General features: G+C 73.7%; 8 protein-coding genes and 1 pseudogene. 6 read left to right on the forward strand and 3 right to left on the reverse strand.

Translation table 11 applies throughout. The annotated features are described in order from the left end of the window. Window positions 1–12 precede the first annotated feature (12 nt). Window positions 13–438, forward strand: coding sequence for a MarR family winged helix-turn-helix transcriptional regulator (locus RFN52_RS03115; protein ID WP_184841989.1), 426 nt, complete (start codon window positions 13–15; stop codon window positions 436–438). A 61-nt stretch (window positions 439–499) separates the two neighbouring features. On the opposite strand, the gene RFN52_RS03120 is transcribed toward RFN52_RS03115, so the two are convergent. Then, on the reverse strand, window positions 500–898 hold the full coding sequence (locus RFN52_RS03120; RefSeq protein ID WP_107460221.1) for an SseB family protein: 399 nt from the start codon (window positions 896–898) through the stop codon (window positions 500–502). Window positions 899–1,240: 342 nt separating this feature from the next. On the opposite strand from RFN52_RS03120, the gene RFN52_RS03125 reads away from it, so the two are divergent. From RFN52_RS03125 to RFN52_RS03140, 4 genes are all read left to right on the forward strand, one after another. Beyond that, complete coding sequence (locus tag RFN52_RS03125; RefSeq protein WP_374050210.1) at window positions 1,241–2,374, forward strand: MFS transporter; 1,134 nt, start codon at window positions 1,241–1,243, stop codon at window positions 2,372–2,374. Between the two features lie 33 nt (window positions 2,375–2,407). After that, entirely contained in the window at window positions 2,408–4,171 is a 1,764-nt protein-coding gene (locus RFN52_RS03130; RefSeq protein ID WP_184841995.1) for a glycoside hydrolase family 35 protein, read from the forward strand. Continuing rightward, the gene (locus RFN52_RS03135) at window positions 4,168–6,552 is read left to right on the forward strand and encodes a beta-galactosidase (protein ID WP_184841998.1); all 2,385 of its coding nucleotides are present in this window, start codon (window positions 4,168–4,170) and stop codon (window positions 6,550–6,552) included. Before RFN52_RS03130 ends, RFN52_RS03135 begins: the two co-directional genes overlap by 4 nt. A gap of 88 nt (window positions 6,553–6,640) precedes the next feature. Continuing rightward, window positions 6,641–7,711 carry a LacI family DNA-binding transcriptional regulator gene (locus tag RFN52_RS03140; protein WP_184842001.1) on the forward strand — a complete coding sequence of 357 codons (1,071 nt, stop codon included), beginning with the start codon at window positions 6,641–6,643 and terminating at the stop codon, window positions 7,709–7,711. Between the two features lie 10 nt (window positions 7,712–7,721). Here the strand turns inward: RFN52_RS03140 and RFN52_RS03145 are convergent, their stop codons facing one another. Beyond that, a complete protein-coding gene (locus tag RFN52_RS03145) occupies window positions 7,722–9,689 on the reverse strand; it encodes a heavy metal translocating P-type ATPase (protein ID WP_184842003.1) in 1,968 nt (655 codons plus the stop codon). A gap of 98 nt (window positions 9,690–9,787) precedes the next feature. Continuing rightward, the gene (locus RFN52_RS03150; protein ID WP_229857050.1) at window positions 9,788–10,066 is read right to left on the reverse strand and encodes an FAD-dependent oxidoreductase; all 279 of its coding nucleotides are present in this window, start codon (window positions 10,064–10,066) and stop codon (window positions 9,788–9,790) included. Between RFN52_RS03150 and RFN52_RS40220 the strand changes: the two are divergent. After that, a pseudogene (locus RFN52_RS40220) lies at window positions 10,016–10,255 on the forward strand (IclR family transcriptional regulator domain-containing protein); the annotation flags it as partial. The gene RFN52_RS03150 and the pseudogene RFN52_RS40220 overlap by 51 nt on opposite strands. Window positions 10,256–10,372: the final 117 nt, after the last annotated feature.

A 10,372-nucleotide genomic window follows, 5' to 3' on the forward strand; every position in this document is an offset into this window, starting at 1 on the left:
TACCGTTCCCATATGGCGGCGAAGACGGCTGGCGGGCAGCTTGAGGATCGGTGGCGGGACATCCTGTCGGCGCACGCGCGGACGATGTGCGAGATCGACCGGGCGCTGCACCCGCACGGCCTCGGCGCGTCCGACTTCGAGGTCCTGGACATACTCGCGACCGCGGCGCCCGAGGAGGGCGAGCAGTGCCGCGTGCAGAACCTCGTGGGGCGGGTCCACCTCAGTCAGAGCGCGCTGTCGCGGCTGATCGCCCGGCTGGAGAAGGACGGGCTGGTGGCCCGGTCGGTGTGCGTGGAGGACCGCCGGGGCGTGTGGGTCGCACTGACGGCCAAGGGCCGTGACCTGCACGCCGAGGTGCTCCCGCTGCAGCGGGCAGCACTGACCCGGGCGCTGGGCGAGGAGCCGCCCAGGCCCGGATCGCGCCGGTCGCTTGTCTAGCGGGCCGGCGTCGCCCTCCTAGCAGGCCGGCGACGCTTTCCCAGCGGGCCTGCGTCGCTTCCTAGCGGGCCAGCAGGGTGCGCACTCCCTCCGAGGTCAGCGTCAGGCGGTGCTCCGAGCTGCCGTCGATGGTGAGCGACAGGTCGTCGGCCGGCCACTGCGCGGCGAGCGCCCCGAGGGGCACCAGGCGGTAGCGGGAGACGAACGGCAGCAGCCCGGCCATCTCCACCTCGGAGGTGAACACGGGCACCACCGGTTCGCCGCCCGGCTGCTCCAGCACCGGCAGCGCCACCGCGGAGGGGTTGGCGGCGTCCGAGTCGTTGGCGTCGTCGGGCACGGGGATGAGCACGTCGCTGTTGGCGAGCGCGTCGAGAGCCGCCGTGTCCTCGGTGTTCTCGGAGAGGACGTCCAGAGCCCGCTGGGCGGGCGTGGGCGTGGGGTCGTTTGCGGGTGTCTCCATGGCAGATTCCCTGGTAGCGGCGGTCGTGCGGCCCGCCCCGGGCATGATCCGCCCCGGGAACGGTCCTGCTCGCGTACCCGAACGGGACCGGGGCAACCCTGCTCGATCTCCGGGGTTGGTGGGAGGTCCGGGGAGATCTCGTGGCGACCCGGGGGATGAAGGGCCGGCGAAGGACGCCCAGGCCGCCGGGGGCTGTTGACCCGACGCATGTTACCGGTAACATCACTCCCTGATCCAGACGTACGCGCCTGTGCCCTCCGCCCACCACCCGGTGGCCCGTCCTTCGGAGTCCGCGTGATCGAAGAGCGCGTTGCCCGTCTCTCCCCCGCCCAGCCCGGTCCGCTGTTCAGCAGGACCGCCGTGGTCGCCTCCTGCGTGGGCTTCGTCCTCATGGGGGTGTTGCAGGCCTTGTACGGGCCGGCGATCCCGGCCTTCCGCGCGGAGTTCGGGCTGGCGCCCTCCGCCGCGGGGCTGGGGCTGAGCGCGCATTTCGTCGGCGGTGTGGCCGGGGTGCTGCTGTCCGACCGGCTCTACGGGCGGATCGGCAACCGGCACATCCTCGGCGGTTCGTATCTGCTGATGGGCGTCGGCGCGGCCGGCTTCGCGCTGGCGCCCGCCTGGCCCGCCGCCCTGGCGGCTGCCCTGGTCGCCGGGGTGGGCTTCGGCGGTATCGACTACGGCCTCAACCAGTTGTTCGCCGTGGGCTTCGGCGACCGTTCGACCGCGATGCTCAACATCCTCCACGCCCACTTCGGCATCGGCGCCATCCTCGGCCCCGCCGTGATCGGCGCGGTCGGCTCGGAGCACTACCCGGCCGTCTTCCTCGTCTTCGCCCTTGCCAACCTGCCGCTGCTGCTGTGCCTGAGGGGCGTGCGGAGCCGGGCGCCCGTCGCGGCCCGAGAGCCGGGCCCCGGCGGAGGCGTGCTCGGGCGGAGCCTCGGCTCCGTGATCGCCGTCTTCGTCGTCCTCTACGTGCTGCACGTCGGCATCGAGGCCGGTGTGGGCGGCTGGGAGCCCACGCATCTGGAGACCGTCGGCTACGGCGCGGGCGTCGCCGCGACCGCCACCTCCGTGTACTGGCTGATGATGACCGTCGGCCGCTTCCTGGTCGCCCCGCTCGCGCTGCGCTTCTCCCCCCAGACCATCATCACCGTCTCCTGCGCGGGCATGACGGTGTGCCTGCTGGCCGCGACCGTCCCGGTCCTCGCGCCCTACGCGTATGCCGGTGTCGGTCTGTTCATCGCGCCGATCTTCCCCACCGGGCTGCCGTGGCTGAACCGCGCCGCCCCGCGGGCCCGGCGGGCCGGTGCCCTGGTCATCGCGGCCTCCATGGCCGGCGGTGTCGCCGCGGGGCCGGCGCTGGGCAAGGCCATCGAGTGGTCCGGGGTCCGCGCCGTGCCGCTCCTGCTGTGCGGCGTCTCGGCGCTCTGCCTGGCCGCCACGCTCTGGCTCATCCGTGCCACCCGCTCCCGCTGACTCCACTCCTCTGTCCCGAAGGGAAGCTTCCGCATGCCCGCCCTGACCACGACGTCCGACGGATTCCTGCTGCACGGCGAGCCGTTCCGGATCATCTCCGGCGCGCTGCACTACTTCCGCGTCCACCCCGGACTGTGGTCCGACCGGCTGCGCAAGGCGCGGCTGATGGGCCTCAACACGGTCGAGACGTACATCCCCTGGAATCACCACCAGCCCGACCCCGAAGGCCCCCTGCTCCTCGACGGCTTCCTCGACCTGCCCCGGTTCCTCCGGCTCGCCCAGGACGAGGGACTGCGGGTGCTGCTGCGTCCCGGGCCGTTCATCTGCGCCGAGTGGGACGGCGGCGGCCTGCCCGACTGGCTGACCTCCGACCCGGACATCCGGCTGCGCACCAGCGACCCCCGCTTCACCGGTGCCGTCGACCGCTACCTCGACCTGCTGCTGCCCGCGCTGCGGCCACACCTGGCCGCCGCGGGCGGTCCCGTCATCGGCGTGCAGGTGGAGAACGAGTACGGGGCCTACGGCGACGACTCCGCCTATCTGAAGCACCTCGCCGACGCCTTCCGCGCCCGCGGCGTCGAGGAGCTGCTGTTCACCTGCGACCAGGCCGACCCGGAGCATCTCGCCACCGGAAGCCTGCCCGGCGTCCTGGTCACCGGGACCTTCGGCAGCCGCGTCGAGCAATCCCTGGCACGACTGCGCGAACACCGGCCCGAAGGCCCGCTGTTCTGTGCCGAGTTCTGGATCGGCTGGTTCGACCACTGGGGCGGTCCGCACCATGTGCGGGACGCGGCCGACGCCGCCGCCGACCTGGACCGGCTGCTGTCCGCCGGGGCCTCCGTCAACATCTACATGTTCCACGGCGGTACCAACTTCGGCTTCACCAACGGCGCCAACCACAAACACGCCTACACCCCCACCGTCACGTCCTACGACTACGACGCCGCCCTCACCGAGTGCGGCGACCCGGGCCCGAAGTACCACGCCTTCCGCGAGGTCATCGCCCGCCATGCCACCGTGCCGGACGAACCCGTCCCGGCGCCGGGCCCCAAACTCCCGCCCACGCCGGTCGAGTTGAGCAGCCGTGCGGCGCTCCTGCCCCTGGCCGGCTCGCTCGCCGCGGCCGTGCGCACCGATATGCCCGTGACCATGGACGAGCTCGGCGGGCGCACCGGCTACGCCCTCTACCGCACGACCCTCCCGGCCGACGGCGACGGGCTGCTGCACTTCACCCGCGGGGTGGGCGACCGTGCCCAGGTCTTCGTCGACGGCGCGCCCGTCGGCGTGCTGGAGAGCGAACGCCACGACACGTCGCTGCCCGTGCGGGTGCCGCGTCCCGGTGCGACGCTGGAGGTCCTCGTCGAAAACATGGGCGGCGTCAACTACGGCCCTCGCATCGGCGCGCCCAAGGGGCTGCTCGGACCCGTCTCCTTCAACGGCACGGACCTCACGGGCTGGGACTGCCGCCCGCTGCCGCCGGTCCCGGACGCGCTGCCGTTCGCCCCGGCGGGTGACGCGCCGGTCACCGTGCCGGCGTTCCACCGCGGCACCTTCGAGGTCGGCGCCCCGGCGGACGCCTTCCTCGCCCTGCCCGGCTGGACGAAGGGCCAGGCCTGGGTCAACGGCTTCCACCTCGGCCGCTACTGGAACCGCGGCCCGCAGCGCACGCTGTACGTCCCCGCGCCGGTGCTGCGCCCGGGCCCGAACGAACTCGTCCTGCTGGAGCTGCACGGCTGCACCGCCACCCGTGCCCTGCTCACCGACACCCCCGACCTCGGCCCGGAGAACACCTGGTGACCCATCTCCTGCATGTGCCCCCGCCCGCCCCTCCCCCGCTGACCGGCCACCTGCCCTTCTCGGACGCGCCGGGCGTGCCCGACCCGATCGAGGTCACCAGCCGCTGGCTGACCAGGGGCGGCCGCCCCTGGTTCCCGGTCTCCGGCGAGTTCCACTACTCCCGCTACCCGCACGGGCAGTGGGAGGAGGAGCTGCTGAAGATGAAGGCGGGCGGGGTGACCGCCGTGGCCTCCTACGTGATCTGGATCCACCACGAGGAGGCCGAGGGCCGCGTCCGCTTCGACGGCGACCGCGACCTCGGGCGCTTCGCCGGACTCTGCGCCCGCCACGGCCTGGACTTCATCCCCCGGATCGGCCCCTGGTCGCACGCCGAGGTACGCAACGGCGGCCTGCCCGACTGGCTCCTGGCACGGACGAGCGCACCGCGCACCGATGACCCGGCCTACCTGGAGCCCGTCCGCACCTGGTTCACGGAGATCGCCGGCCGGCTGAGGGGGTGGGAACGGGCGAACGGGGGCCCGATCATCGCGATCCAGATCGAGAACGAGCTCTACGACCGACCGGGCCATCTGCGCACGCTCAAGCGCCTCGCCCAGGAGGCCGGGCTCAGCGCGCCGCTGTGGACGTCGACCGCCTGGGGCGGGGTCAGGCTGCCGGGCGAGGACCTGTTCCCGCTGTACGGCGGCTACTCGGAGGCGTTCTGGACGGAGGCCGACGGCGGCTGGCCCGACACCTGCCGCAAGCACTTCTTCTTCACCCACGAGCGCGACGACGAGGGCATCGGCGCCGACCTGCGGCCCACGACCGTACGCGGGGCGGACCCGGCTCCGGCGGACCGGTTCCCCTGGGCCACCTGCGAATTGGGCGGCGGCATGGCGGTGGCCTATCACCGGCGGCCGAGGGTGGAGGCCGAGGACGTCGGTGCCCTCGCGCTGACCAAGATCGGCTGCGGGTCGGTGTGGCAGGGCTACTACATGTTCCACGGCGGCACGAACCCGGCCGGCGAGCTGACCTCCCTGCAGGAGTCGCACGCCACCGGCTACCCCAACGACCTGCCCGTCCTGACCTACGACTTCCAGGCCCCGCTCGGCGAGTACGGGCAGGTGCGGCCCTCCTACCACGAACTGCGCCTCCAGCACCTGCTGCTGGCCGACTTCGGGCACCGGATCGCCCCCATGCGGTCCGTGCTGCCCGAGCGATCACCGGCCGGGCAGGACGACCGAGAGACCCTGCGCTGGGCCGTGCGGACCGACGGCACCTCGGGCTTCCTCTTCGTGACCAACCACCAGCCGCACGAGCCGCTGCCGGACCACCCGGGCACGGCCTTCACGGTCGACTTCCCGCACACGTCCCCGCTGACGCTGCCGAGCGCTCCCGTCACCGTGCCCTCCGGCGCGTACTTCTGCTGGCCGCTCCGGCTGGACGTGGCCGGGCTGCGGCTGGAGTGGGCCACGGCGCAGCCCGTGTGCACCGTCGAGGCGGACGGCCGTACGGTCCTGGTGCTGTCCGCGACGGACGGCATCGCGCCCGAACTCGCCCTGGACGCCGACACGGTGGCGTCCGTCGCCGTACCGTCCGGGGAGATCACGCCGGTCGCCGGTCGCATCCTGGTCAGCGGCGTGCGGCCCGGCACCGATGCCCTGGTCGAGGTGGAGACCGCCGACGGTTCGCGCGTCGGCCTGCTGGTCCTGGACGCGGCGACGGCCCGCACGGTCTACCGCGGCCGGGCGTGGGGGGCCGAACGGCTGGTGCTGTGCGGGGACGGTGTCGTCTTCGACGAGCACCGAAGCGAGGTGCGGCTGCACAGCCCGTCAGCCGAGCCGACGTTCGCGGTGCTGCCCGCACCGGACTCCGCCCTGGTGGCGGACGGGGCCGGTGTCCGGGAGGCGGCCGACGGCGTGTTCACGCGCTACACGGTCGACGCCGGGCCGCCGGCGGGCACCGTCGCGACCGTCACCTCCGTCAGGCCCGGAGGCCCGGCGCCCGGGCCGGTGACCGGCGTGCAGGGCCGGGCGAGTGTGCCGGGCGAGAAGGACATGGACGCGGCGGCCGCCGAGTACCGGGTCGACGTACCGGAGGACCTGCTTCAGAACCCCTCCGGTGTGCTGCTGCGGCTGCGCTGGACGGGGGACCTGGCACGGGCCTGCGTGGGAGACACTCTGGTCGCCGACCAGTTCTGGTCGGGGCGGGACTGGGACATCGGGCTGGACCGGCTGCCGGGCGGGGCGCTGCGCACGGAGGGCCTGCGGCTGAAGGTGCTGCCGCTCGCCCCGGACGCGCCCGTGCAGGTGCCGGGGCGGCCGGACCGCGCCTGGCGGGAGGCGCGGGTCCTGGACGCCGCGTGGGTGGTCACGCGCCGCTGGACGGTCCGGACCGGCTGAAGACGTTCCGGACCTGGTGTCCGGCCTATGCTGTGCTCCTGCCGGGCGGGTTCAGGACCGCCGTACCGACGTCGAGGAATCATCCGCCATGACACCGAGCGCCCCCGACGGCCCTGTGCCCAAGGGCCGCAGCAGGCGCAACTTCGCGGGGGCGCGCCCGGTGATGGCCGACGTGGCCCGGATGGCCGGCGTCTCCAAGCAGACCGTGTCGCGGGTGCTCAACGACCATCCGGCCGTCCGTCCCGAGACGCGCGAGGCGGTCTCACAGGCCATGCGCACGCTCGGCTACCGGCCCAGCCGCAGTGCGCGGTCCCTGGCCAGTGGCAGGACCCGGATGCTCGGAGTCATCTCCTTCGACGCCGCCCGCTACGGGCCCGCCTCGATCCTGACCGCGATCAACACGGCCGCCCAGGAGGCCGGTTACCTCGTCAGCTCCATCGCCCTGGACACGGCCGACCACGACACCGTCGTCGAGGCCGTCGACCGGCTGTCGGCCGAGGGCGCGGACGGCGTGATCGCGATCGCGCCGCAGCTGTGGGTGGGCCGGGCGCTGGCCGAGACGACCGGCCTGGGCACTCCCCTGGTGGTGCTGGAGAGCGCGCTCGACGAGGAGACTCCCCTGGTCACCGGCGATTCGCGCACCGGCGCCCGCAAGGCCACCGAGCACCTCCTCGGCCTCGGGCACGCGACCGTGTGGCACATCGCGGGCCCGACCGGCTGGACCTCGGCCGACCACCGGCTGGCGAGCTGGCAGTCGACACTCCGGGCCGCGGGTGTCGCCGTGCCGGCCCCTCTCGTCGGGGACTGGAGCGCCGACTCCGGCTACGACCTGGGGCGTTCGCTGGCCCGGCGCCCCGACGTGACGGCGGTGTTCGCCTCCAACGACCAGATGGCGCTCGGCCTGCTGCACGCCCTGCACGAGGCCGGGCGGTCCGTCCCCGGGGACGTCAGCGTCGTCGGCTACGACGACGTCCCGGAGGCGGCGCACTTCCTGCCGCCGCTGACCACCGTCCGCACCGACTTCGCGGAGATCGGCACCCGTTCGCTGCGGCTCCTCCTGGACCGCATCGACGGCGCGGGCGACCGGCCCCGCGTCGACACCCTGGTGCCCGTGGACCTGGTGGTGCGCGCCAGCAGCGGGCCCCCACCGGTGCGCTGAGGGACGTTCGTCAGCCGTTTCCCCCGGCGGCGGCGCGCTGCCAGGCCCCTTCCCTCAGCAGCCGCAGCCCGTTCAGGCCGACCAGGACCGTGGAGCCCTCGTGGCCCGCGACGCCCAGCGGCAGCGGCAGGTCACCGGCCAGGTCCCAGACGACGAGTCCGGCGATGAACACCCCCGCGATGACGAGGTTCTGCACGACCAGCCTGCGGGCGCGGCGGGACAGGGCGACGGTGGCGGGGACCGCGGCGAGTTCGTCGCGCACGATGACGGCGTCCGCGGTCTCCAGGGCCAGGTCGGACCCGGCCCGGCCCATGGCGATCCCGGTGTGCGCGGCGGCCAGGGCGGGTGCGTCGTTGACGCCGTCCCCGACGACCAGCACCTTGCGGCCCGCACGCTCCATCTCCTGGACGGCGGCCAGTTTGTCCTGCGGCAGCAGCCCGGCGCGCACGTCGTCGATGCCGGCCTCGGCGGCGAGGTGCGCGGCGGCCCGGGGGTTGTCGCCGGTGAGGAGCACCGGGGCGGTGCCGGTGAGCGTGGCGAGGGAGGCGACCGTGGCGGCGGCGTCCGGGCGCAGCCGGTCGGCGATGCCGAGCAGCCCGGCGGGGGTGCCGTCGACGACGACCAGGACGGCGGTACGGCCGGACTCCTCCAGTTCCGCAGCGGCGCCGGGGGTGACGTCCAGCAGCCGGGCCGGTGCGCCCACGGTGACCGTGCGGCCGCCGACGACGGCGGTGACTCCCAGGCCGGGCGCGGAGGTGAAGTCCGCCGCGTCGGGCAGGCCGAGGCCGCGCTCGCGGGCGGCGTCCACCACCGCCCGGGCCAGCGGATGCTCACTGGGCCGCTCGGCGGCGGCCGCCAGCGTCAGCACCTCGTCCTCTTCCAGCCCGGATCCGGGCAGCGGCCGCACATCGGTGACGCGGGGGCTGCCCTCGGTGAGCGTGCCGGTCTTGTCCAGCGCGACCGCGTCCACCTGACCGAGCCGCTCCATCACCACGGCCGACTTCACGAGCACGCCGTGCCGTCCGGCGTTGGCGATGGCCGACAGCAGCGGCGGCATGGTGGCCAGCACGACCGCGCACGGCGAGGCGACGATCATGAAGGTCATGGCGCGCAGCAGTGCGTCGGTGAGCTGTTCACCGAAGGCGAGCGGGACCAGGAAGACGGCCAGGGTCGCGGCCACCATGCCCAGCGAGTAGCGCTGTTCGACCTTCTCGATGAACAGCTGCGTGGGCGCCTTGGTCTCGGACGCCTCCTGCACCATGCGCACGATCCGGGCGATCACCGAGTCGGAGGCGTCGCGCTCCACCCGGATCCGCAGTGCGCCGGTGCCGTTGAGGGTGCCCGCGAAGACCTCGTCGCCCCGCTCCTTCGGCACGGGCAGCGGCTCGCCGGTGATGGTCGCCTGGTCCACCTCGCTCGCCCCGTCCAGCACCCGGCCGTCGGCTCCGACACGCTCGCCGGGGCGTACCAGGACGGTGTCGCCGACTGCCAGCTCCTCGACGGACACCGCCTGTTCACCGCCGTCGGGGCTCAGCCGGGTGGCCGTGGCGGGGGCCAGGTCGAGCAGACCGCGCACGGAGTCCGCGGTGCGGGCCGTGGCCAGGGCCTCCAGCGCACCCGAGGTGGCGAAGATGACGATGAGCAGGGCGCCGTCCATGACCTGCCCGATGGAGGCGGCGCCCAGGGCGGCGACGACCATCAGCAGGTCGACGTCGAGGGTGCGCTCCTTCAGCGCCTTGAGCCCTTCCCACCCCGGCTCCCAGCCGCCCGTGACGTACGACAGTGCGTACAGCGGGCCCCAGGTCCAGGCCGGGGCGCCGGTCAGCTGCAAGGGCAGGGCGAGCAGGAAGCAGACGGTGGCCGCGGCGGCCCAGCGTGCCTCGGGGAGGGCGAGGACGCGGGTACGCCGCCGGGCCACCGCGCCGGGGCGCTCGGGCTTGGTCCGTTCGACCGGCTGCGGCGTGAGGGTGGAGGTCATCAGGGGTCCTTCTGGCGGGGGCGCGTCGGCGCCTCTCACCATACAGGAACACATGAAGACTGATTCATGTCTTCATTCCCTGTCCGTGATGCCGGGACTCAGCGCAGCTTGTCCTTGGCCTGGTAGTAGGCGCCGCCGAACGGCAGGAACCAGGCGGTGCCGTTGTAGAAAGGGACCGGGACCTTGGGGAAGCCGAGGCCGCGCAGGGGGTTGGCCTCGGGGCGGCCGTCCATCATCTCGGCGACCGCGCGGCCCATGTAGGTGGCCATCTGGACGCCGTGGCCGCAGTAACCCATGGCGTAGTAGAGGCCGTTGGCCTCGCCCGCGTGCGGGAGGCGGTCCCAGGAGAAGCCGACCACCGCGTCGACTGCGACCACGTCGTACGGACCTTCCACGCCACCGGCGACATCTCACCCCTGCACGCCACCGCGACCGGGCACCGAGTGCTCGCCCACCTCTCCGGGGACGACCTCGACGCGGTCATCACACGCGGGCTGAAGAGCTACAGCGCGTCCACGCCGGTCGACGCGGCGCGGCTGCGCACGGAACTCGCCCGCGTGCGCGCCGAGGGCTACGCGGTCAACCGCAACCAGTTCCGCCCCGGCGTGTGCGCGATCGCCGCGCCGTCCTCGACGCCGACGGCACACCACTCGCCTCCGTGGCGGTCTCGATGCCGGAGTCGC

Origin of the sequence: Streptomyces collinus, assembly GCF_031348265.1 — a bacterium.
In the GTDB taxonomy this organism is placed as follows: Bacteria; Actinomycetota; Actinomycetes; order Streptomycetales; family Streptomycetaceae; genus Streptomyces; species Streptomyces collinus.

What these genes read in the sequence shown, in the direction of transcription:
- RFN52_RS03115 (WP_184841989.1), top strand. Translation starts at nt 13, where the DNA reads ATGGCGGCGAAGACGGCTGGCGGGCAGCTTGAGGATCGGTGGCGGGAC.
- RFN52_RS03120 (WP_107460221.1), bottom strand. Translation starts at nt 898, where the DNA reads ATGGAGACACCCGCAAACGACCCCACGCCCACGCCCGCCCAGCGGGCT.
- RFN52_RS03130 (WP_184841995.1), top strand. Translation starts at nt 2,408, where the DNA reads ATGCCCGCCCTGACCACGACGTCCGACGGATTCCTGCTGCACGGCGAG.
- RFN52_RS03140 (WP_184842001.1), top strand. Translation starts at nt 6,641, where the DNA reads ATGACACCGAGCGCCCCCGACGGCCCTGTGCCCAAGGGCCGCAGCAGG.
- RFN52_RS03145 (WP_184842003.1), bottom strand. Translation starts at nt 9,689, where the DNA reads ATGACCTCCACCCTCACGCCGCAGCCGGTCGAACGGACCAAGCCCGAG.